The following is a 21,122-nucleotide window of genomic DNA, read 5'->3' on the forward strand; positions in this document are numbered from 1 at the left end:
TTTCATTTTTAAAAATGAGATCGAAATAAAGTCGAGGGAATTACATTTAAAGCGGCAAGTAAAATGGCATAAAAAAAGCCTTAGCCGGTAATTACCACGCTAAGGCCCATTTTTATACGTTTTAACAATTAACCGGTATTCCATTTGCGAGGAATTACCAGCAACTGTAACCCTTACTCTTCGTCATCCAGCAGCAAAGTACCGTCTGGATTAGCGCTCAGATTGTAAGGATCATTGGTAGACTGCATGGCATTGAAGATGGCCAACGCCAGTTCGTTATCGCTGTCTGGATTACGGCACAGCAGATATTGGGTATCCGGCAGCACTGGCAAACCTTCTGCAGCGCCCATCACCCGCAATTCTGGGCTCATCATCTCGACTGGACGCGCTGTCACACCCAAGCCCGCTTTAACCGCCGCACGAACGGCAGCCAGCGTAGAAGCAACATACGAGATGCGCCACGGAATGCCAGCTTCGTTGAGGTGATCAATCGCCATATCGCGATACGGGCTTGGCTCATCCAGCAGGACCAAAGGAATGGCTTCCCCGCGCTGGAAGATATAATCTGCCGCGCAGTACCACAACGTTGGCGAAGTACGCAGTACCTGATGAGTAAAGTTTCCTGGGCTGGACGTCGTCACAACCAGATCGACTTCACCTTGATTAAGCATTTCCATCATGAACGGGTTGCGCTTAACACGCACATCAATGGCCAGCTTCGGATAGACCGACGTTACGCGGTTAAGCAGGAACGGCAGAATGGTATCTGAGGTATCATCTGAAGCGCCAATGGTCAGAACGCCCTGGATGTTGCTGTACATTAAAGAGGTGCAAGCTTCGTCATTAAAACGAAGGATTTTCCTGGCGTAACCCAGCAGTTGAATGCCATGCTCCGTCAGCAATTTATTACGTCCATGTCTGGCAAACAGCTCTTTACCTACCAATTGTTCCAGACGTTGCATCTGCTGGCTCACTGCTGACTGCGTTCTGCACACGGCGGCAGCGGCTGCTGCAAAAGTGTTCAGATCGGCAACGGCAACAAATGTACGCAGCAGATCGAGGTCGAGATTCAGTATCGGACGATTTGCATTAGTCATGTTTTTTCTTCACTTATAAGATTTTTTAAAACTACTACCCTGGTGTATTACCCGACTTATCAAAGAGATAAGAGGCAATGGTGCTTAATGACAGCCCTGTGTGGAGCTGCCATGAAAAAATTTTGTCAGGCGGATGCCGACGATCGCACCACTCTGAGATCAGAGCAGCGTCGTCATTATAGACAGCAGAACTTCTGGGCCGAAAACGTATGTCGTACAGGTGCTGGAAGCTGCGTAGTTGTCTATGTATCCCGCGTAAAGTCCATGCGGGTTAAAAAGAAATAACATCATGTTATGTAGATGCGAAGCGATAAAGTGCATCAAATAATAAATTATACTTAATCATTTTTACGTTATAAATGGAAATGTTTTTGTTCAAAACATCGCAATTTTTGACCAAAAGCCTTTCCGCACAGATCCTGCCATAACGCTGCTCTTTTTTTAAGCCCCCCAGGTTCTGAATCTTGAGCATCAGCGTTAAAGTGACAGTGCAAATGCTATTTTAAGACTGTTTTACACGATATTAGGTCCGTTACTGACGCTTAATCTCGCCCTTGATAAGTGAATAAGAATGCACTTCATTTTAAGACGCCAGCCAGAGCTTAATCATTGCCAGACATTTTTTCGCCATCTAACAAGAATCACTTAACTATTTCGTTAGGTCGCTATTCTTTTTTTGCGCCAATAGTGACTGAAAAATTTCTGAATAGTCTTCTGTGGCGATGGAAGAAGGCATTTACACGTCAACGCCACCTTACCAGTTTTTAATCTCACTTTTTTTCGAATTAGTGGATTAATGAACCAGATTAATCGATTTTCAATGACTTTTACGCCATATGGCGAGAGAAAAAATGGCAAACGCGCCAAAACCAAGCGCTACCCTTCTTTTGTTAAGGTGAGAAGAGTAAATTGGGCAAGTTTGATTTTTGGTGGCAGGTTAAAGGACTCTGCCCGTAAAGGCGGTAAAAATGAATTTTCAAATTGATAAATCCGGCAAGCTGGAAAATGTCTGTTATGACATCCGTGGGCCGGTACTGAAAGAAGCTAAACGTCTCGAAGAAGAAGGCAACAAAGTTCTCAAGCTGAACATCGGCAACCCTGCCCCATTCGGTTTTGAAGCACCTGATGAAATCCTGGTGGATGTCATTCGCAATCTGCCGAGCTCGCAAGGTTATTGCGACTCGAAAGGGCTGTATTCAGCGCGTAAAGCGATCATGCAGCATTACCAGGCGCGTGATATGCGCGATGTCACTGTCGAAGACATCTATATTGGTAACGGCGTATCTGAACTGATTGTGCAAGCGATGCAGGCATTGCTCAACAGCGGCGATGAAATGCTGGTGCCTGCGCCGGATTATCCGCTATGGACCGCCGCGGTTTCGCTGTCGAGCGGCAAAGCAGTGCATTATCTGTGTGATGAATCAGCGGGTTGGTTCCCTGACCTGGATGACATTCGTAGCAAGATCACCCCGCGTACGCGTGGCATTGTCATTATTAACCCGAATAACCCGACCGGCGCGGTTTACAGCAAAGAGTTGTTACTTGAGATTGTTGAAATTGCGCGCCAGCACAATCTGATTATTTTCGCCGATGAAATCTACGACAAGATTCTTTACGACGAAGCACAACATCATTCAATTGCTGCGCTGGCTCCCGATCTGCTGACCGTGACCTTTAACGGCTTGTCGAAAACCTATCGCGTGGCGGGCTTCCGTCAGGGCTGGATGGTTTTGAACGGTCCGAAGAAACACGCGAAAGGTTATATTGAAGGGCTGGAAATGCTGGCGTCGATGCGCCTGTGTGCCAACGTTCCGGCACAACATGCAATTCAGACCGCACTGGGTGGATATCAAAGTATTAGCGAATTTATCGCGCCTGGCGGGCGTTTGTATGAACAACGCCAGCGTGCGTGGGAATTAATTAATGATATTCCTGGCGTCAGCTGTGTGAAGCCGCAAGGTGCGCTGTACATGTTCCCGCGTATTGATGCCAAGAAGTTCAACATCTTTGATGATCAGAAGATGGTGCTGGATTTCCTGTTGCAAGAGAAAGTGCTGTTGGTTCAGGGCACCGCGTTCAACTGGCCGTGGCCAGATCACGTGCGCATTGTTACGCTGCCGCGAGTGGACGATTTGGAAATGGCCGTCAGCAAGTTTGGTCGTTTCTTACAAGGGTATCGCCAGTAAATTGTGACGCGTATACTGTTCGCATTTCGGGGAAAAGATATCTTCCCCGCCGTGCGAACAGGAACCGTCCATGACTCGTAGCCATTTTTTCGCCCACCTTTCCCGCCTCAAACTGATCAATCGCTGGCCGTTGATGCGCAATGTGCGCACTGAAAACGTCTCCGAGCATAGCTTGCAGGTGGCGATGGTTGCTCACGCGCTCGCCATCATCAAAAACAAAAAATTTAACGGCAACCTCAATGCCGAACGCATTGCCATGCTGGCGCTCTATCACGATGCTAGCGAAGTGCTGACCGGGGATTTACCGACGCCGGTGAAGTACTACAACGCGCAGATTGCCCACGAATACAAAAAGATCGAGAAAATTGCGCAGCAGAAGCTCATTGATATGCTGCCACCCGAACTGCAGGACGCTTATCGCCCGCTGATTGATGAACATTTGCATACCGAAAGTGAGCAATCCGTGGTGAAGCAAGCGGATGCACTCTGCGCCTATGTGAAGTGTCTGGAAGAGTTGTCGGCAGGTAATAACGAGTTTCTGCTGGCCAAAGCACGCCTGGAAAAAACCCTCACCCAGCGCCGTTCACCGGAAATGGATTATTTTGTTGAGGTGTTTATTCCCAGCTTTAGCCTGTCGCTGGATGAAATATCACAAGATACGCCGCTGTAAAAAAACGGGCCGCATCGGCCCGTTTTTTTATGCGGTGATAGAAAGTGTAAACTCGCCGCTATCTTCTTTGATGACGTTTACCGGTTCAAGCGTTGCGACGCGGAAGGTAACTTCATTAAGGCGCGGTGCATCTGCTGGCGCATTCATGGCGATCACCGCACTGCCCGCATCCAAACCAGAAATAATGCCCGCCGGCGCATCCTCAACTACCACGCAATGCGTCGCTGGAAGCCCCAAACGCTCAGCACCCAGCAGGTAAGGTTCGGGATTAGGCTTACCGTGCTTGATATTCTCAGCGGTAATAAACACTTTTGGCATCGGTAAATTTGCGGCTTTATGGCGCGCGTGGGCGACTGGAATCGAACCCGAGGTCACAATCGCCCACGGGATCTGCAACTCATTCAACGTTGACAGTAACGCTAACGCGCCCGGAATCGCCTGTACGCCTTGCGTGTCTTCCGCTTCGAGACGTTCAAGCCAGAGAAATTCCGCCTGAATCGCCTCTTCAGATTGCCCTGCCATGAAATGGCGCAACGAATTGATGGCAGGCTTCCCGTGTATATAGCTCAGGACCTCTTCCGCCGACAAACCATGGCGCTCGCCCCACAGTGACCATGCGCGAATCACTGCAGGCAATGAATCCACCAGCGTACCGTCTAAATCAAACAGAAAACCCCTGTACTTCACGCGTCGCTCCTTATTCAGGCATTGATAATCTGCGCGATCTCATTCGCGCTGAGATGATATTGACGCGGACAAGTGTGCCACACCGTTAACATGCGTTGGTATTTTTCCCACATCGGCGTTTGAGCATTGAAGCCGTGGGTGCCGGAATCAAAGTGGGTATAGCGTCCTTCAACATTCACCATAAAGCGCACGTAGCCGAGATAACGCGCTTCGGTGGCCGCATCAAAACCAAGAAACGCCAGGCGACGCTCGTCAATCGCGCTGCCATCTTTGAGGTTCGACCAGGAAACATGCAGCGCATGGTGCATTTCCATAATATCGATCAGCAGGCGACAGGTCGCTTCGGTTAGCTCGCCGAACTCTTTATCGAGCTCGCGTAACTGCAAGCCATAGCCGCGTTCAATAATGGTTTGATAACGACGATAACGCTCAGCGTTATCAGGCTCCAGCATGGCCATCATTTTGTATTGATTGGAGAGGATCAGTCGTTGGGCGTGGGTCATTTCCATGGTTTGCTCCCGGGCCAGCAGGCCGCTTAAGATTTAAACAATGAAGAAATGATTACACAAGGAGAGTGATGCGTGTATGTCCGCACCACTTTTCTTTGATTTGAACCGGGATTTGGCTCAAATTCTCTGGCAGGTAAAAGCATCAGCAGATCAAAGATCGTCGAGGAAAGTGCGATCAAGCTGCTTAAAGGCACGTTTCAACACTTCGGCGAGTGACTGATATGTCGGCTTACCATCAACCGGTGCAATCGCCTGCCCCGCTTCTTCCAGTTTGGTGCGCACTTCATGAAACCACTGCAGCAACGTCGGCGGCAACGGCGTCACAGAACGTTTCCCCAACCACCACAATCCTTGCATCGGCAGGCTGCAGGCAAACAGCGCAGTCGCAATCGCAGGGCCGAGTTGTCCACCCATCGCGATTTGCCACGTCAGAGTGAAAATCGCCAGCGGCGGCATAAAACGAATGGCAAAGCGGGTTGCATTGACCACGCGATTCTCAGGAAACACCGGCGCCAGGCGCTTGTCTGTAGGCCAGGTCTTCATGTATCGCTGTCCGCGCTGGAACAAGCCGAACCAGCCGGGATTGTCTGTCTCATTCGCCATGATAGACCTCAACTAAATCTGCAATATTTAAAATAAACCGATAACTACACAACTTTACGTGACATCCTTCAAAAGTTTTTGTCTTTGCGGGTGACAGTGAGTATTCTGACGCCGTTTCAGTAACATTACCGGAAGCTTTAGCTCAATAAAAGAGCGGCCAGAGCCATGTTTCGCTAAGTGCTTATCAAAAATAAGCGTAAAATCACCAAAATTTTTTGCATGTCAGTGAAATTTTGACTAGCACATGATGTTTATCATTAACCTACCAGCTTTCATGGGCTACGCTGTTAGTCTGATTGCGTTTTTTTTAGCCACTATTTAACAAAATAGGTACTTCCATGTCGACGAAGTTAGTTCTGGTTCTGAACTGCGGCAGTTCTTCACTTAAGTTTGCCATCCTTAACCCTGTTACCGGCGACGAATATCTGTCCGGTCTGGCTGAATGCTTCCACTTACCGGAAGCACGCATTAAGTGGAAACTGGACGGCAGCAAACAAGAAGCTCAGCTTGGCGCGGGTGCGGCACACAGCGAAGCACTGAACTTCATGGTTAAAACTATTCTGGCACAAAAACCAGAGCTTTCGGCACAAATCGCTGCAATCGGCCATCGTATTGTTCACGGCGGCGAGCAGCTGACCAAATCGGTCATCATCGACGAATCTGTTATTCAGGGCATCAAAGACGCCTCTTCTTTTGCGCCACTGCATAACCCTGCGCATCTAATCGGTATAGATGAAGCGCTGAAAAACTTCCCGCATCTTTCCGATAAAAATGTGGCGGTTTTCGACACCGCATTCCATCAGACAATGCCGGAAGAGTCCTATCTCTATGCTCTGCCGTATAAATTGTATAAAGAGCACGGCGTTCGTCGCTACGGCGCACACGGCACCAGCCACTACTATGTGACGCAGGAAGCCGCGAAAATGCTGAACAAACCGGTTAGCGAACTGAACATCATCACTTGCCACCTCGGCAATGGCGGTTCTGTTTCTGCTATTCGCAACGGCCAGTGTGTTGATACCTCAATGGGCCTGACACCACTGGAAGGTTTGGTGATGGGCACCCGCAGCGGTGACATCGATCCGGCCATTATCTTCTTCCTGCATGATTCCCTGGGCATGAGCGTTGATTCCATCAACAAGCTGCTGACCAAAGAGTCTGGTCTGCTGGGTCTGACCGAAGTCACTAGCGACTGCCGCTATGTGGAAGACAACTACGCCACCAAAGAAGATGCCAAGCGTGCGATGGATGTGTTCTGCCACCGTCTGGCGAAATACATCGGCAGCTATACCGCGCTGATGGAAGGCCGTCTGGACGCGGTGGTCTTCACCGGTGGCATCGGTGAAAACGCTGCGATGGTACGCGAGCTGGCGCTGCAGAAACTGGGCCTACTCGGCTTCGAAGTTGATCACGAGCGCAACCTGGCGGCACGCTTCGGCAAATCTGGCTTCATCAACAAAGAAGGCACGCGCCCGGCCGTGGTGATCCCAACCAATGAAGAGTTGGTGATTGCTCAAGACGCCGCGCGTCTCACCGCTTAAAAACACTTCTCTCCGTCAGCTTAGGCTGACGGAGTTGTTTTAGACAGTCTGCAACACCTGAGAGGTTTCTATCGTGTCACGTACAATTATGCTCATTCCTACCGGCACCAGCGTCGGTCTGACCAGCGTCAGCCTCGGCGTGATCCGTGCCATGGAGCGCAAAGGCGTGCGCCTGAGCGTATTCAAGCCCATTGCCCAGCCACGTGCGGGCGGCGATGCGCCAGACCAAACCACCAGCATTATCCGTAAAAGCTCCGCGATTCCTGCCGCTGAACCGCTGCAGATGTCACGCGTTGAGTCGCTGCTCGGTTCTAACCAGCAAGACGTGCTGATGGAAGAGATCATTGCCAACTACCACGCAAACGCCAAAGACGCGGAGGTGGTGCTGGTAGAAGGCCTGGTTCCTACGCGTAAACATCAGTTCGCTTCCGCATTGAACTATGAGATCGCCAAAACCCTGAACGCTGAAATCGTCTTCGTGATGTCGCTGGGCAACGATTCTCCGGCGCAGCTGAAAGAGCGTATCGAACTGACGCAAAGCAGCTTTGGCGGCAGCAAGAACAAAAACATCACTGGCGTGATCATCAACAAACTCAATGCGCCAGTGGATGAGCAAGGCCGTACGCGCCCGGATCTGTCAGAGATTTTCGATGATTCCACCAAAGCCAGCATCGCCAACATCGATCCTAAGCAACTGTTTGCCAACAGCCCGCTGCCGGTACTGGGTTGTGTGCCGTGGAGCTTTGATCTGATTGCTACCCGCGCCATCGATATGTGCCGTCACCTGAACGCCGATATCATCAACGAAGGTGAAATCCAGACGCGCCGTGTGAAATCCGTGACCTTCTGTGCGCGTAGCATTCCGCACATGCTGGAACACTTCCGTCCGGGTTCACTGCTGGTGACTTCAGCCGATCGTCCTGATGTGCTGGTTGCCGCCTGTTTGGCCGCGATGAATGGCGTTGAAATCGGTGCGGTGCTGTTGACCGGTGGATATCAGATTGAAGCGCCAATCGCACGCCTGTGCGAACGTGCGTTCCAGACCGGCCTGCCAGTATTTATGGTGAAAACTAACACCTGGCAGACGTCACTCAGCCTGCAGAGCTTCAACCTTGAAGTGCCGACTGACGATACGCAACGCATCGAAAAAGTGCAGGAGTATGTGGCCAGCTTCATCAATGAAGATTGGGTGGAATCGCTGACTGCAACGTCAGAGCGCAGCCGTCGCCTGTCTCCACCGGCATTCCGCTACCAGCTTACCGAGCTGGCGCGCAAAGCCGGCAAACGCATCGTGCTGCCAGAAGGCGACGAGCCACGTACCGTCAAAGCCGCAGCGATTTGCGCCGAACGCGGCATCGCCACCTGTGTGCTGCTCGGCAATCCGGAAGAGATTCAGCGTGTTGCGGCGGCGCAAGGTGTAGAACTCGGCAAAGGCATCGTGATCGTGGACCCAGAAGTGGTACGCGAAAACTATGTGCCGCGTCTGGTTGAGCTGCGTAAGAGCAAAGGCATGACCGAAGTGGTGGCTCAGGAGCAGTTGGAAGACAACGTGGTGCTCGGCACCATGATGCTGGAAAGCGGCGAAGTTGATGGTCTGGTATCCGGCGCGGTTCACACCACGGCGAACACCATTCGTCCACCGCTGCAGCTGATCAAAACCGCGCCAAACAGCTCGCTGGTGTCGTCTGTGTTCTTCATGCTGCTGCCGGAGCAGGTTCTGGTGTATGGCGACTGCGCCATCAACCCGGATCCCAATCCAGAACAGCTGGCAGAAATCGCCATTCAGTCTGCCGATTCAGCCAAAGCCTTCGGTATCGATCCACGCGTAGCGATGATCTCTTACTCCACTGGTAACTCCGGTGCCGGTAGCGACGTTGAGAAAGTGCGTGAAGCCACGCGCATCGCGCAGGAAAAACGCCCGGATCTGGTGATCGATGGTCCGCTGCAGTACGACGCCGCGATTATGGAAGACGTCGCCAAATCCAAAGCGCCAAACTCTGCGGTTGCCGGTCGCGCTACCGTGTTCATCTTCCCGGATCTGAACACCGGTAACACCACTTACAAAGCGGTACAGCGCTCTGCTGATCTGATCTCCATCGGGCCGATGCTGCAAGGCATGCGTAAGCCGGTGAACGACCTGTCACGCGGCGCCTTGGTGGATGACATCGTTTACACCATCGCATTGACGGCGATTCAATCCCAGCAGGCCGAAGGCTAATCCCTTCCCCGCCCGGCAAAAAAGCATGCACTTCGGTGCGTGCTTTTTTTTTGCCCCGCACTTCACTGGCATAAACCCTGCGCTGCGCTAACACTGATTGAAGTCTGCCGCTAATTGCGAGGTGAATAATGAGCAACAGTGATGTGCACAGCCGTCGTTTACAAGCCACGCCGCGCGGCGTAGGCGTGATGTGTGATTTCTATGCGGTGAAAGCCGAGAATGCCACGGTGTGGGATCAGCATGGCCGCGAATACACCGATTTTGCCGCAGGCATCGCGGTGCTTAACACCGGGCATCGTCACCCGAAAGTGATGGCGGCGGTGCATCAGCAGCTTGAATGTTTTTCCCATACCGCATTTCAAATCATCCCTTATGAGAACTACATTCACCTCGCTGAGCGGCTTAATGCGTTAGTGCCGATTAATGGCGCGGTGAAAACCACCTTTTTCTCAACCGGTGCAGAAGCGGTCGAAAACGCGGTCAAAATTGCGCGCTCGGCCACCGGTCGTCCCGGCATCATCGCCTTCACCGGCGCGTTTCACGGCCGCACCAATATGACAATGTCGCTAACCGGCAAAGTGGTGCCGTATAAAACCGGTTTCGGTCCCTTCGCCAGTCCGGTGTTTCACGCGCGCTATCCCAACGCGCTGCACAACGTCACAGTTAGTGATGCGCTCGATAGCCTGGAAGCGATTTTCCGCAGCGATATCAGCCCGCAGCAGGTGGCGGCCATTATCTTTGAACCGGTTCAGGGCGAAGGCGGTTTCTACAGTGCGCCGCCAGAGTTTGTCGTTGCGCTGCGTGAGTTATGCGATCGTCACGGAATTCTGCTGATCGCCGATGAAATTCAGAGCGGTTTTGCGCGCACCGGCAAGCTGTTCGCCAGCGACTATTACGCTGTAAAGCCCGATCTCATCACCATGGCGAAGAGTCTGGCCGGTGGTTTCCCGCTCTCGGCGGTGTCGGGACGCGCGGAAATCATGGACGCGCCTGAACCTGGCGGCCTGGGCGGAACCTATGCTGGCAGTCCACCGGCGATTGCGGCGGCGCTGGCGGTGTTAGAGATCATTGAAGAGGAAGCGCTGTGCAGCCGCGCCAATCAATTAGGCAGCCGATTAAAACAGGTGTTACAGCGTGCGGATTGTAAAGCGCTGGCGGAGATACGCGGATACGGCTCGATGATAGCGGCGGAATTCAATGATGCGGCGGGTAAGCCGTCGGCGGAGATTGCCAGAGCTATTCAGCAGCAGGCGCTGGAGCAAGGTTTGATTCTGCTAACCTGCGGCGTGTACGGCAACGTGATTCGCTTCCTCTATCCGCTGACCATTCCGGATGCGCAGTTCGAGGATGCTTTGACGCTGTTGACGGGTATTCTGCGGGAACATTAACAATTGTGTATAAGGTCGCCATAAATGGCGACCCTACGGCATGATTATGCTTCGCTGCTCTGCTTACGGCGCGCAGCATCGCTGTTACGGCTCAGCCACAATGACAACGCCTTAAGCGAATCATCGGTGAACTCGTCACAGCGCGCGGTGATCTCTTCCGGCGTCATCCAGAAGATCTCGTCTACTTCCTCTTCCTGCATAGCAAACGGACCATGGGAAACGCAGCTGAACAGCCCGCCCCATACTCGGCAATGCTGATCTTCAAAGTAGAACTGCCCGTGCTCGGCGAACGGAACGGCCGCAATACCCAACTCCTCTTCCGCTTCACGACGTGCAGATTCCAGCAGGTCTTCCCCGCTCTGCACCACGCCACCGGCAGTGGCATCCAGCATACCCGGCATGAAGTCTTTGATTTCAGTGCGACGCTGCACCAGAATTTTGCCCATGCCATCGTGCACCACAATATAGGTCGCACGATGACGCAGACACTGCGCACGCATCTGCGCACGGCTGGCCTGCGCAATGACTTCGTTCTCTTCGTTAACGATATCAACCCACTCGATACCGTCACCTGCCGTTTGATCCACCATCCGTAACCCTTTTCTGTTTTCGGCGTGCCCAGCACGCGCCTGTTTGCCATGCTTTATTAGAATAGGCGGTAAGGTAAAGCGTTCTTTTCGCCATCGCAAGGCGCATCGTGCTCAGCGTGTTTTACCGGATTCCGCTAACCAAAGTTGCACCGAAGCACGCTGCCACTGGAACTCAGCATAGTGCTGTAGCTTCACTGGCAGCGCATCGCCGTGCAGCGCCAGACGATTAATCATCACGGCTAAATCGGTATCCGCAATCGACCATTCGCCAAACAGATTTTGCTGTCCGTCAGGCAAAAGGCGCTGCACCGCAGCAATGAGTTTATTAGCGGCTTGCTCACCCGCTGGCGTAAGCGGCGCAAAACGTTCGCCGGCGAACAGCACTTCGGTGGGACGCTCGGAGCGCAGCGCCATCAAATCGCTGCGCAGCCACGCCTGCACTTCGCGCGCATGCGCGCGTTTCTCGCGATCGCGCGGATAGAGCCGCTCGAATTCTGGCGCCGGAAAACGCTCTTCCAGATACTCGGCAATCGCTGAAGATTCCGTCAACAGCACATCATCGATTTGCAGCGTAGGCACGCGGCAGGTCAGCGACAGCGCACGGTATTCATCATCCCACTGCGCATTCTGCGATAAATCGACGCGCTTCAGGGTGAAGGGAATGCCCTTCTCGGTTAGCGCAACATAAACCGACATGGCGTAAGGACTGAAAAAGCAGGAATCTGACCACAAGGTAATGGTTGGATAATTCATTGGCTGCCTCAGGAAAGCGTCAGGTGTGCATCATGTTTACCGATTTTTATTTGTTAAGGCAATGGTGCGCTGGTCGGATCTTTAGCTGCTAAGACCAGCGCTGACTTTTCCTTTTTCTTCATAAGCGTAAGCCGAGTCACGCCGCGCGCACGCTTCTCTTCTATGCTCAATCTGAGCAGATAAAAAATGACAAGGAGGCTCAACATGCATTTACTGATCACCGGCGGCACCGGCCTGATTGGCCGCCACCTGATTCCGCGTCTGTTGCAGCTTGGCCATCAGGTGAGCGTTGTTACGCGCGATGTCGCCGCCGCACGCGAAAAACTCGACGCCAGCGTCGCGCTGTGGTCCGGCATCAATCAGCAAACCGATTTAAACGGCATTGATGGCGTTATCAACCTCGCGGGCGAACCGATCGCCGATAAACGCTGGACCGAGCAGCAGAAGCAGCGGCTATGCGAAAGCCGCTGGCAAATTACCGAGCAGCTGGTGTCGCTGATTCACGCCAGCAGCAATCCCCCACAATTTTTGATTTCCGGCTCGGCTACCGGCTTTTATGGCGATACCGGCGATCTGGTGCTGACCGAAGAGGATCCGGGGCACGACGAGTTTACCCATGCGCTGTGCGCCCGTTGGGAGCAATTGGCGCTCACTGCGCAGAGCGATCGCACCCGCGTCTGCCTAATGCGAACTGGCGTGGTGCTGGCGAAAGAAGGTGGCGCGTTATCGAAGATGAAGCTGCCGTTTAAGCTTGGCGTCGGCGGCCCGATTGGCAGCGGCAAACAGTATCTGCCGTGGATTCACATCGACGATTTGGTTAACGCGATGCTGTGGTTGATCGACCATGCTGAACTGCGCGGCCCCTTCAACATGGTTGCGCCCTATGCGGTGCGCAATGAGCAGTTCGCCGCCACGCTCGGCCATGTGATGCATCGTCCGGCCTTTATGCGCACACCAGCCAGCGCCATCAAGCTGATGATGGGTGAATCGGCGGTGCTGGTGCTCGGCGGACAACATGTGTTGCCGAAGCGCTTAGAGGAGTCAGGCTTTGGTTTTCGCTGGTACGACCTGGAGGAAGCCTTGCGGGATGTCGTGTAGGGTCGCCATTAATGGCGACCTGGTTAAACTAACTCCGCTGCTGCACAACACTTGATTTCAACGCAGCCGGTTCGCGCGTATGTCCCGGCTGCGGCACACGAATAATAAAGGTCAGCACACCAGCAAACACATACAGCGCGGTATACGCCCACACCACGCCAACGATATCGAAAAACGGCAACATCACCGAGGCGATCGCAGGCGCAACAAAGTTACTTAGTCCAGCCGACAGATTGTAAATGGATACCGCAGCACCTTTATGATGCGGCTCCAGCGTTGGAAACACCGCAGTCATCGGCACAAAGGCCGCGACAAAAATCCCCAACATCACCGCCGGAATCAACGCCACCCAGAAGTTATGTCCGGCATACAGCGGCAAGTAGTAAAACGCCAGACTGGAAATTGCCATACCGAGGCAACCAAACCAGCGCACCTGACGGATCCAACCCAGTTTCTCGCCGGTAATGCCCCAGAAGATGTTGGTAAAAATGGTGACGAAGAAGAACACCGCCCAGATTTGCAGCCACTCGGAAATGGTAAAACCAAGGCGATCGACGAACAGCAGCGGCATGATAATGGCAAAACCAAACAACGACAGCGTGTTGATGATGCGAATTAAACAGGCATAAAACACATGCTGGTTGGTAAACAGAATGGTTACCGCGCGCGACATTTCGGTCATTTTGTCGCGCATCGGAAAATTGACGCGTGAACGGTCAACCGGCACATGACGCAAGCTGAAGTAAGCCAGCACGCCACCGCAGGCAACCCAAATGATCGCCAGCCACAGCGTGCCGGTTTCGCCCAGCATCGGGATGGTCAGACTCGGCAAATAGCTGCCGACCACACCGATGCCAACTGAATACATCGCCCAGAACCAACCGGTGGCGGCCGCCAGTTTTTCACGCGGCAGCACCTGTACCAGCAACATCATGAATGAGTAGATAAATAGCGGATACGCCAGACCGCGAATGCCGTAGAACAGCACCATCAACGGATAGTTGCGCATGCCAAGGCCGAGTGACATAAACAGCGTGTGCATCACAATCCACAGCACGAAGCCAATCATCATGGCACGCTGGGGCGTAATCAGTTCCGCCACCACGCCCGATGCCCAGGCGGCCAATGCTGCCGCCAGCCCGTAGAAGGTAAACACCACCGCTGACTGCGCCGGCGTGAAGCCCATATCGGTGATATGACGCGACAGGAACGCCATTTCAAAGCCATCGCCCGCCATAAAAATAGCGATGGCGAGGAAGCCCCAGAACATTTTTTTCGGTAAGCCAAACCAGTAATCATTCGATTGCATCTCATTCATCCTCTGTTTGGAATTATTCAGGTAGCAACGCTCGCGCCTGCTGCTGTTGGGCATAGAGCGTGCGGAACAGCTGCAATCGCTGCTGCAGCACCTTGCCGCGCGCAGCATTTGGCTGATAACGCGCCTGCACCGGCGGTTTAAGGCAAACTTCGCTCTCCACACCGCCAGTGGCCAGCCACGCCAGACGCGCAGCCCCCAAAGCGCCGGACGCGCTGGCGGGATGCGTGACGATCGGTAGTTGCAGCACATCGGCGATCAACTGCGCCCACAGCGTGCTGCGCGCCCCGCCGCCGGTCAGGCTGCACTGCAGAATCTGGCGCTGCGCATCACCGAGCACCGCGAAACCGTCGGCCAGACCAAATGCCACGCCTTCAATCACCGCGTAGCCGAGCAGCGCGCGTGGCGTTTCATGGCGCAGATTGAAGAAGGAACCGGAGGCGTCAGGATCGTTGTGCGGCGTGCGTTCACCAGAGAGATAGGGCAGGAAAACCGGCGCATGCCGCCGCTGTTCTTCGCTGAGTTGCGCCATCTCATCCATCAGTTGGCTTTCGGTAACGGAGAGCAGATTGCACAACCAACGCAGGCAGCTGGCGGCACTGAGCATCACGCTCATCTGGTGCCAGCGTCCGGGCAAGGCGTGGCAGAAAGCGTGCACGCCCGATTGCGGATCGGCCAGCAAACGGTCGTTGACCACAAAGATCACGCCGGAGGTTCCCAGCGAGATAAAGGCATCGCCCGGATTTACCGCACCAACGCCGACTGCCGAAGCAGCATTGTCGCCAGCGCCGCCCGCCACGCAGACTGCAGCCGATAAGCCCCATTCACTTGCCAGATCGGCTTTTAATGTGGCGCTGACGGCGCTGCCTTCCACTAACTCCGGCATGTTGGCGCGCGTGAGTCCGGTGATGGCCAACAGTTCGTCGGACCAATCGCGCTTTGCTACGTCGAGCCACAGCGTGCCCGCCGCATCTGAAGGTTCACTGACAAAGCGTCCAGTCAAACGCCAGCGCAGATAATCTTTCGGCAGCAGCACTTTGTCGATGCGACGAAAAATCTCTGGCTCATGTTCTGCCACCCAGCGCAGTTTGGGTGCGGTGAAGCCAGGCATGATCATATTGCCGCTAACTTGCATCATCTCTGGATGTTGCCTGCTCAACGCTTCACACTGCGGCGCGCTGCGCGTGTCATTCCACAGAATGCACGGACGCAGCACCTCGCCCTGCGCATCCAGCAGCACCGCGCCGTGCATTTGTCCCGACAAGCCAATGGCGCGAATCTCGCTCCACGCCTGTGCAGCTTGCTGGCGTAATCCAGCAAGCACTTCACCGCACGCTTGCCACCAGCGTTCTGGATCCTGCTCCGCCCAGTGTGCATGCGGGCGTTGTACGTTAAGCGTGGCGTGATTCGAGGCGATGATCTCGCCCTGCGCATTGATGATCAGCGCTTTGAGCTCCGAGGTACCAATATCAATTCCCAGATACATGCTGCGCTCCTTACACTGCGGCCAGCGAGCGTTCTGGCTGTTTCAGCCACAGCTGCAGATCCGCCACGCTGCGCGTCACCAGCGCATGAAACGCCTTATCCTGTGCCAGTTCGCCAAACAGCGCGCTATCGCTGAGGAAAGCATTCAGTGCATCGGAGCGGCTAAACTGCTGGCGTAGCGCATCGGCTTGCAGCACGCCATCCTGATAGGTGTAAGGCAAATCATCACTGGCCCAGCGTTGCAGAAACAGGAAGAACAGCGCAGGCAGCACGGCGGTGGCCGCCGGTTCTGCACCGCGCTGATAGCATTCGCGCAGTGTTGGCGTCACCATGCCGGGGATTTTCGACAAACCATCTGCACCTACACGCTGGTTGGTGTCTTTGATGTAGGGATTACTAAAGCGCGCCAGAACCACATCGCGGTACTCGGCTAAATCCAGCGGGCTGGGCGACAGCGATGGCATCACATCCTGCGTCACGTAGTCATACGCCAACTGATAGATCGTTGGCTGACGCGTGCTGTCATCGATGTAATTGAGGCCAATCAGCGTGCCTGCCCAGGCAATCGCCGCATGCGTGGCGTTGAGGATACGGATTTTCGCCTCTTCCCAAGGCAATACCGATTCCACCAGCTCAACGCCAACCTTCTCCAGCGCCGGACGTCCGGCAATGAAGTCATCTTCAATCACCCATTGAATAAAGGATTCGGCCATCACCGCCGCGCCATCGTCTTTACCGGTGGCGGCCTTGACGCGCTCAGCCACATCCGGCGTCGGGCGCGGCGTAATGCGATCCACCATGGTATTGGGCGACGTGGTATTTTCGCGCACCCAATTCGCTAAGGCGTTATCGCCTTTGGCCGCAAGAAACGCGAGGAAGCCGTGACGGAAACGTTCGCCGTTGTGGCGCAGGTTATCGCAGTTGAGCAGCGTAACCGGCGCGCCACCGTTCGCCACGCGCTGCGTGAGGATGCGCGCCAGCGCGCCATAAATCGTGCGGATGTCGCCTTTCACATCGGCCTGCACATCCGGCTGGGTTAGGTCCAGTTCGAACTCCGGCGTCAAATAGTAACCGGCTTCAGTGACGGTAAAACCGATCACACGGGTTTCACTTTTCGATCCCTGCTCAACCAGCGCGCTGATGTTGTTATCCCACGGCAGGATTTTGCGCAGTGAAGTAATGGTTTCGTAGGCCCGATCGCCATTTGGCGTCACGGTTTCCAGCACATATTCGCCATCTTGCGCAGCGAGTTGCTGCAGCAATGGCGCGGCATCATTGCGGATATTGCCGAGGGCAATGCTCCAGCTATCATCGCCCTGCTCACGTAATTTATGCAGATAACACGCCTGATGAGCACGGTGAAAAGAGCCTGCGCCGATATGCATCCACACTGATTGATTGGTCATAGCTGCCTCAAAGTAAACATTTGCCACGATTAAGGGCATTTGCCCGATAACGCGTAGCATAGTGCGACCCCGCAGCCATGTTCTGCGAGCCAAATCACAATTAATACTTTTGCTCTTTTTTAGGGCTTTTGCTCAGTTAACACTTAACCGGCATCTCGCGTTAACATGGCGCACCGGTTTTGACGGAACAGTGCGATGAGCAGAGAAGAGAAAAAACAAGAACTGGCAGCACGTGCGGCCTGGATGTATTACGTGGCGGGCGTGACGCAGCAGGAGATTGCGCGCGCATTAGGATTGTCGCGTCAGGTGGCGCAGCGTTTGGTCTCCAGCGCGCGTGAAATGGGCATGGTCAGCGTAAAGATCGATCATCCCGTCACCCACTGTTTGCATCTGGCGCGTGAGGTTCAGGAGAAGTTTGGCCTGCAGCTGTGTCGCGTGGTGCCTTCCGCCAATCTTGATGATGACGCTATTCAGCAGATGCTGGCAGTTGAAGGCGCGGCTGTGATGGCGCAATACATCAGCGAGGAGCAGCCGCAGGTGTTTGGCATTGGTTCTGGTAAGACGCTGCGCTCGATGATCGATGTGCTTCCCTGGGTTGAGCGACCACAGCATCAATGCGTGTCGATGATTGGAGCGATTGCGCGGGACGATTCGGGTACGCGCTACGACGTGCCGCTGAAGATGGCGGAGAAGATGCAGGGAAAATATTTCTTCATTCCTGCGCCGCTGTATGCGGATACGCCCTCCGATAAAGAGATGTGGATTCAGCATCAGGTTTACCAACGCGTGACACAGCGGGCATTGCAGGCGGATGTCGCCTTCGTCGGCATTGGTGAAGTTCAGCCCGGCTGCCCGCTGCATGCCGAAGGCTTTATCACCGATGCACAAGTAGCAGCGCTCAACGCGCGCGGCGTGGTCGGCGAAATGCTTGGGCACTTTTTCAATCAGCAAGGTGAACGCGTGTTGGGTGAAACCGATGAACTGCTCACCAGCGTGTTGCTGGAGAGTAAGACGCAACGCCAGATTATTGGCTTTGCCGGCAGCGAACGTAAATATCCAGCGATCCGCGCCGCGCTGCAGGGCGGCTGGGTGTCAGGTCTGGTGACCGATGAGGATACAGCGCTGAAGTTGTTGCGGGATTAGGCATCTCCTTCCCCCGCTTGCGGGGGAAGGCCGGGATGGGGGACAGCCCGCACAAAACTACTTCAACGATCCCTTCAAAAATTGCTGCAAGCGTGGGCTTTTTGGGTTACCGAACAGCTCATCTGGTGAACCTTGTTCTTCAATCTTGCCCTGATGCAGGAAGATCACATGATTAGAGACGTGACGAGCAAACTCCATCTCGTGCGTCACCACCACCATGGTTTTGCCCTCTTCCGCCAGCTTCTGCATGATGCGCAGCACTTCGCCGACCAGCTCCGGATCGAGCGCCGAAGTGGGTTCATCAAACAGCAACACTTCGGGCTCCATCGCCAGCGCACGCGCAATTGACACGCGCTGCTGCTGACCACCTGAGAGATGCACCGGATATTTGGCACGCGCACGCGCATCAATGCCGACTTTATCCAGATACTTAATCGCCCGCTCACGCGCTTCCGCTTTGCTCAGCCCCAGCACCTGAATCGGTGCTTCGGTGACGTTATCCAGCACCGTCATGTGGCTCCACAGGTTGAAGTGCTGAAACACCATCGTCAGGCGCGTACGCAGCATACGCAGCTGCTCTTTGTTCGCGACTTTCAGTTGGCCATCGGTGTCGCGCACCAGATTGATCTGCTGGTTGTTGACCACAATGGTGCCTTCGCTCGGTTTCTCGAGGAAGTTAATGCAGCGTAAGAAGGTACTTTTCCCGGAACCGGACGAGCCAATAATGCTGATCACATCGCCGGCATTCGCCTGCAGCGATACGCCTTTCAGAACTTCATGTTCACCGTAACGTTTGTGCAGTTCGGTAACGCTTAATTTATTGTCAGCCATAGTGATACTCAATGCGATGAAGAAGGTTTTACGTGCGCCAGGAAGCGTTGTTCAGCTTTGCGGAACAAGCTAATCAGCCCGTAAGAGATAATCAGATACAGCACCGCAGCGATGCCAAACGCGGTAAACGGCTGATAGGTGGCCGAGTTGATATCGCGCGCGATTTTTAACAGATCCGGCACCGTCGCGGTAAACGCCAGCGCGGTGGAGTGCAGCATCAGGATCACTTCATTGCTGTAAGCCGGCAGCGCGGTACGCAGCGCCGAAGGCAGAATAATGCAGCGATACAATTTAAACGGCGAGAAGCCATAGGCGCGCGCCGCTTCGATTTCCCCGTGCGGCACCGAACGAATCGCACCGGCAAAGATTTCGGTGGTATAGGCGCAGGTATTCAACGTGAACGCCAGCAACGTACAGTTAAGTCCACTGCGGAAGAAAGCGTTCAGCAGCTCAGTGCCTTTCACCACTTCCAGCGTATACATGCCGGAGTAGAACACCAGCAGCTGCACATACAGCGGCGTGCCACGAAACACATAGGTGAACAGCCAAACCGGCGTGGAGATAAAGCGGTTAGAGGAGACGCGCGCAATCGCCAGCAGCACCGCGAGCGAACCGCCGATCACCACCGAGATGATCAATAACCACAGCGTAATCGCGATGCCGGTAAAACGGTAACCATCGGTCCAGAGCAGCTGTTTCCAATACTCCTGAATAATTTCAATCATAGCTCTGCCCTTTTCACACCCACCGTGTAGCGACGTTCAAGCCACCACAGCACGCCGTTCGACAGCGTGGTAAACACCAGATAAATCACACCCGCCACAATGGCGAAGTAGAACGGCTGCCAGGTACTTTTGCCAGCCAGCTGCGTGGCTTTCACCACATCTTCCAGCCCCAGCAGCGAAACCAGCGCCGTGGCTTTGAGAATAACCTGCCAGTTGTTGCCGATGCCCGGCAGCGCAAAACGCATCATGGCCGGGAACAGAATGCGACGGAAGGTTTGCGAGCCGGTGAATCCGAACGCGGTTGCCGCTTCGATCTGCCCTTTAGGCACCGCCAGAAACGCACCACGGAAGGTTTCGGTGAAGTAAGCGCCATAGATGAAGCCGAGCGTGATGATACCGGCGACCATCGGATCGATATCAAACTGCGCCAGTCCCAGCGCATCGGTGAGAGTATTCAGCGCGATCTGCAGACCGTAGAAGATCAGCAGCATCAACACCAAATCAGGCACACCGCGGATTAAGGTGGTGTAGCCTTCAAACAGCATCGCCAGCGGGCGACTGCGGGAAAGTTTGGCGCCAGCACCAATTAAGCCGAGCACCACCGCCAGCAACACGGAACTGAGCGCCAGCTCCAGCGTCACAAGGGTGCCCTTGAGGATTACTTCGGAATAGCCATACAACATGGGTTCAATCCTGTCGTGAGGGTAAGTTACAAACGCTGCCCAACTGACGGACAGTCCTAACCAGGAAATTTGAATCGCAGGATGGATGGCGGCAAGCGTATGAAGCCGGGCAGTTTACATATGTAAGCGCCCGGAGTGAATACTTATGTGCAACCTTCCTGCATTTCACAGACCAGGATTAGGAAACAGGATAA

General features: G+C 54.1%; 20 protein-coding genes. 8 read left to right on the plus strand and 12 right to left on the minus strand.

Translation table 11 applies throughout. The features are described 5' to 3' along the window. Positions 1 to 173 precede the first annotated feature (173 nt). Positions 174 to 1,097, minus strand: a complete 924-nt coding sequence (gene lrhA, locus NR302_RS13020) for a transcriptional regulator LrhA (RefSeq protein WP_007889314.1) — start codon at positions 1,095 to 1,097, stop codon at positions 174 to 176. A gap of 796 nt (positions 1,098 to 1,893) precedes the next feature. Here lrhA and NR302_RS13025 point away from each other — a divergent pair. The 3 genes from NR302_RS13025 (at position 1,894) to yfbR (ending at position 3,953) form a co-directional block, all read left to right on the plus strand. Next, positions 1,894 to 2,082 carry a hypothetical protein gene (locus NR302_RS13025; RefSeq protein WP_139221411.1) on the plus strand — a complete coding sequence of 63 codons (189 nt, stop codon included), beginning with the start codon at positions 1,894 to 1,896 and terminating at the stop codon, positions 2,080 to 2,082. Beyond that, complete coding sequence (locus NR302_RS13030; protein WP_008105154.1) at positions 2,066 to 3,283, plus strand: pyridoxal phosphate-dependent aminotransferase; 1,218 nt, start codon at positions 2,066 to 2,068, stop codon at positions 3,281 to 3,283. The genes NR302_RS13025 and NR302_RS13030 overlap by 17 nt, the downstream gene beginning before the upstream one ends. 70 nt (positions 3,284 to 3,353) lie before the next feature. After that, entirely contained in the window at positions 3,354 to 3,953 is a 600-nt protein-coding gene (yfbR, locus tag NR302_RS13035; protein WP_008105157.1) for a 5'-deoxynucleotidase, read from the plus strand. A 27-nt stretch (positions 3,954 to 3,980) separates the two neighbouring features. On the opposite strand, the gene NR302_RS13040 is transcribed toward yfbR, so the two are convergent. The 3 genes from NR302_RS13040 to yfbV form a co-directional block, all read right to left on the minus strand. After that, on the minus strand, positions 3,981 to 4,640 hold the full coding sequence (locus NR302_RS13040) for a sugar phosphatase (protein WP_258143667.1): 660 nt from the start codon (positions 4,638 to 4,640) through the stop codon (positions 3,981 to 3,983). 14 nt (positions 4,641 to 4,654) lie between these two features. Beyond that, complete coding sequence (locus NR302_RS13045; protein ID WP_008105160.1) at positions 4,655 to 5,149, minus strand: YfbU family protein; 495 nt, start codon at positions 5,147 to 5,149, stop codon at positions 4,655 to 4,657. A 150-nt stretch (positions 5,150 to 5,299) separates the two neighbouring features. Beyond that, positions 5,300 to 5,752, minus strand: coding sequence for a terminus macrodomain insulation protein YfbV (gene yfbV, locus NR302_RS13050; RefSeq protein ID WP_008105162.1), 453 nt, complete (start codon positions 5,750 to 5,752; stop codon positions 5,300 to 5,302). Between the two features lie 338 nt (positions 5,753 to 6,090). Here yfbV and ackA point away from each other — a divergent pair, with 338 nt between their 5' ends. The 3 genes from ackA (at position 6,091) to NR302_RS13065 (ending at position 10,899) form a co-directional block, all read left to right on the plus strand. After that, a complete protein-coding gene (gene ackA, locus NR302_RS13055) occupies positions 6,091 to 7,293 on the plus strand; it encodes an acetate kinase (RefSeq protein WP_008105164.1) in 1,203 nt (400 codons plus the stop codon). Between the two features lie 73 nt (positions 7,294 to 7,366). Continuing rightward, positions 7,367 to 9,511, plus strand: coding sequence for a phosphate acetyltransferase (gene pta / locus NR302_RS13060; RefSeq protein ID WP_008105167.1), 2,145 nt, complete (start codon positions 7,367 to 7,369; stop codon positions 9,509 to 9,511). A gap of 128 nt (positions 9,512 to 9,639) precedes the next feature. Next, positions 9,640 to 10,899, plus strand: coding sequence for a 4-aminobutyrate--2-oxoglutarate transaminase (locus NR302_RS13065; RefSeq protein ID WP_258143668.1), 1,260 nt, complete (start codon positions 9,640 to 9,642; stop codon positions 10,897 to 10,899). Positions 10,900 to 10,943: 44 nt separating this feature from the next. Here NR302_RS13065 and yfcD read toward each other — a convergent pair whose 3' ends face one another. Next, entirely contained in the window at positions 10,944 to 11,489 is a 546-nt protein-coding gene (gene yfcD, locus NR302_RS13070) for an NUDIX hydrolase YfcD (protein WP_007889295.1), read from the minus strand. Positions 11,490 to 11,600: 111 nt separating this feature from the next. Further along, on the minus strand, positions 11,601 to 12,242 hold the full coding sequence (gene yfcF, locus NR302_RS13075) for a glutathione transferase (RefSeq protein WP_154155829.1): 642 nt from the start codon (positions 12,240 to 12,242) through the stop codon (positions 11,601 to 11,603). Between the two features lie 204 nt (positions 12,243 to 12,446). Between yfcF and NR302_RS13080 the strand changes: the two genes are divergently transcribed. Beyond that, positions 12,447 to 13,340 (plus strand): TIGR01777 family oxidoreductase, encoded by an 894-nt coding sequence (locus tag NR302_RS13080; RefSeq protein ID WP_258143669.1) that lies wholly within the window; start codon positions 12,447 to 12,449, stop codon positions 13,338 to 13,340. 28 nt (positions 13,341 to 13,368) lie between these two features. On the opposite strand, the gene NR302_RS13085 is transcribed toward NR302_RS13080, so the two are convergent. Genes NR302_RS13085 through dalD form a run of 3 tightly spaced genes read right to left on the minus strand, consistent with a single transcriptional unit; the run spans position 13,369 to position 17,546 of the window. Next, positions 13,369 to 14,649, minus strand: a complete 1,281-nt coding sequence (locus tag NR302_RS13085; protein WP_258143670.1) for an MFS transporter — start codon at positions 14,647 to 14,649, stop codon at positions 13,369 to 13,371. A gap of 22 nt (positions 14,650 to 14,671) precedes the next feature. After that, the gene (gene xylB, locus NR302_RS13090) at positions 14,672 to 16,141 is read right to left on the minus strand and encodes a xylulokinase (RefSeq protein ID WP_258143671.1); all 1,470 of its coding nucleotides are present in this window, start codon (positions 16,139 to 16,141) and stop codon (positions 14,672 to 14,674) included. A 10-nt stretch (positions 16,142 to 16,151) separates the two neighbouring features. Beyond that, positions 16,152 to 17,546 (minus strand): D-arabinitol 4-dehydrogenase, encoded by a 1,395-nt coding sequence (gene dalD, locus NR302_RS13095; RefSeq protein WP_258143672.1) that lies wholly within the window; start codon positions 17,544 to 17,546, stop codon positions 16,152 to 16,154. Between the two features lie 195 nt (positions 17,547 to 17,741). Between dalD and NR302_RS13100 the strand changes: the two genes are divergently transcribed. Further along, positions 17,742 to 18,689 (plus strand): sugar-binding transcriptional regulator, encoded by a 948-nt coding sequence (locus tag NR302_RS13100; RefSeq protein ID WP_258143673.1) that lies wholly within the window; start codon positions 17,742 to 17,744, stop codon positions 18,687 to 18,689. 57 nt (positions 18,690 to 18,746) lie between these two features. Here the strand turns inward: NR302_RS13100 and hisP are convergent, their stop codons facing one another. From hisP to NR302_RS13115, 3 genes are read right to left on the minus strand one after another with little or no spacing between them, the layout of a single operon-like run. Then, a complete protein-coding gene (gene hisP, locus NR302_RS13105) occupies positions 18,747 to 19,520 on the minus strand; it encodes a histidine ABC transporter ATP-binding protein HisP (protein ID WP_008105186.1) in 774 nt (257 codons plus the stop codon). A gap of 8 nt (positions 19,521 to 19,528) precedes the next feature. Then, entirely contained in the window at positions 19,529 to 20,245 is a 717-nt protein-coding gene (locus NR302_RS13110; protein ID WP_008105190.1) for an ABC transporter permease, read from the minus strand. After that, the gene (locus tag NR302_RS13115; RefSeq protein ID WP_008105192.1) at positions 20,242 to 20,928 is read right to left on the minus strand and encodes a histidine ABC transporter permease HisQ; all 687 of its coding nucleotides are present in this window, start codon (positions 20,926 to 20,928) and stop codon (positions 20,242 to 20,244) included. Before NR302_RS13115 ends, NR302_RS13110 begins: the two co-directional genes overlap by 4 nt. Between the last annotated feature and the right edge of the window lie 194 nt (positions 20,929 to 21,122).

Source organism: Pantoea sp. SOD02 (assembly GCF_024707505.1).
GTDB lineage: Bacteria > Pseudomonadota > Gammaproteobacteria > Enterobacterales > Enterobacteriaceae > Pantoea > Pantoea symbiotica.

Bases quoted from the DNA above. Each gene is read 5' to 3' on its own strand.
- NR302_RS13025 (WP_139221411.1), top strand. From the start codon at position 1,894: ATGAACCAGATTAATCGATTTTCAATGACTTTTACGCCATATGGCGAG.
- xylB (WP_258143671.1), bottom strand. From the start codon at position 16,141: ATGTATCTGGGAATTGATATTGGTACCTCGGAGCTCAAAGCGCTGATC.
- NR302_RS13110 (WP_008105190.1), bottom strand. From the start codon at position 20,245: ATGATTGAAATTATTCAGGAGTATTGGAAACAGCTGCTCTGGACCGAT.
- dalD (WP_258143672.1), bottom strand. From the start codon at position 17,546: ATGACCAATCAATCAGTGTGGATGCATATCGGCGCAGGCTCTTTTCAC.
- NR302_RS13100 (WP_258143673.1), top strand. From the start codon at position 17,742: ATGAGCAGAGAAGAGAAAAAACAAGAACTGGCAGCACGTGCGGCCTGG.
- hisP (WP_008105186.1), bottom strand. From the start codon at position 19,520: ATGGCTGACAATAAATTAAGCGTTACCGAACTGCACAAACGTTACGGT.
- yfbV (WP_008105162.1), bottom strand. From the start codon at position 5,752: ATGGCGAATGAGACAGACAATCCCGGCTGGTTCGGCTTGTTCCAGCGC.
- NR302_RS13045 (WP_008105160.1), bottom strand. From the start codon at position 5,149: ATGGAAATGACCCACGCCCAACGACTGATCCTCTCCAATCAATACAAA.
- NR302_RS13115 (WP_008105192.1), bottom strand. From the start codon at position 20,928: ATGTTGTATGGCTATTCCGAAGTAATCCTCAAGGGCACCCTTGTGACG.
- NR302_RS13080 (WP_258143669.1), top strand. From the start codon at position 12,447: ATGCATTTACTGATCACCGGCGGCACCGGCCTGATTGGCCGCCACCTG.
- yfcF (WP_154155829.1), bottom strand. From the start codon at position 12,242: ATGAATTATCCAACCATTACCTTGTGGTCAGATTCCTGCTTTTTCAGT.
- yfcD (WP_007889295.1), bottom strand. From the start codon at position 11,489: ATGGTGGATCAAACGGCAGGTGACGGTATCGAGTGGGTTGATATCGTT.
- lrhA (WP_007889314.1), bottom strand. From the start codon at position 1,097: ATGACTAATGCAAATCGTCCGATACTGAATCTCGACCTCGATCTGCTG.
- NR302_RS13085 (WP_258143670.1), bottom strand. From the start codon at position 14,649: ATGCAATCGAATGATTACTGGTTTGGCTTACCGAAAAAAATGTTCTGG.
- NR302_RS13030 (WP_008105154.1), top strand. From the start codon at position 2,066: ATGAATTTTCAAATTGATAAATCCGGCAAGCTGGAAAATGTCTGTTAT.
- NR302_RS13065 (WP_258143668.1), top strand. From the start codon at position 9,640: ATGAGCAACAGTGATGTGCACAGCCGTCGTTTACAAGCCACGCCGCGC.
- ackA (WP_008105164.1), top strand. From the start codon at position 6,091: ATGTCGACGAAGTTAGTTCTGGTTCTGAACTGCGGCAGTTCTTCACTT.
- yfbR (WP_008105157.1), top strand. From the start codon at position 3,354: ATGACTCGTAGCCATTTTTTCGCCCACCTTTCCCGCCTCAAACTGATC.